Origin of the sequence: Actinomadura rubrisoli, assembly GCF_004349215.1 — a bacterium.
Lineage (GTDB): Bacteria > Actinomycetota > Actinomycetes > Streptosporangiales > Streptosporangiaceae > Spirillospora > Spirillospora rubrisoli.
This window is the reverse complement of sequence record NZ_SMKU01000790.1, coordinates 1-482: the sequence shown is the minus strand read 5'-3', so window position 1 is coordinate 482 and position 482 is coordinate 1. Positions and strand designations below refer to the sequence as shown.

Genomic DNA, 482 nt, shown 5'->3' with positions numbered 1-482 from the left:
CCCGCCAGACGGACCTCCTCGACGCCTTCCTGAACTCCCTGGCAAGCTGACAGCGGGCCATGCTTGTCCCCATGACGGTCACCACCCGCGCCCTCGGCGACGACTTCGCGGCCCCCATCGACGCCCGCTACTTCGAGGACTACGCCACCGGCACCACCTACGAGTACGGCCACGTCTCCGTGACCGAGGCCGAGATCATCGAGTTCGCCCGCCGCTTCGACCCGCAGCCCATCCACCTCGACCCCGGCTTCGCCGCCACCGGCCCCTTCAAGGGCATCATCGCCAGCGGCTGGCACACCGGCTCCATCCTGATGCGCCTGTTCGCCGACCACGTCCTGTCCCGCGTCGCCAGCCTCGCCTCCCCCGGCGTGGACGAACTCCGCTGGCCCGCCCCCGTCCGTCCGGGCGACTCCCTGCGCCTGCGCGTAACCGTCCTAGAGACCCGCCCGTCCCGCTCCAAGCCCGACCGAGGCATCGTCCAC

The 482-nt window shown here is 71.2% G+C and carries 1 protein-coding gene; it reads left to right on the top strand.

Features of this window, described 5'->3' with window-relative positions:
• Positions 1-71: 71 nt before the first annotated feature.
• The coding region (locus E1298_RS47515; RefSeq protein WP_131903938.1) for a MaoC family dehydratase at positions 72-482 on the top strand (411 nt) is incomplete at its 3' end.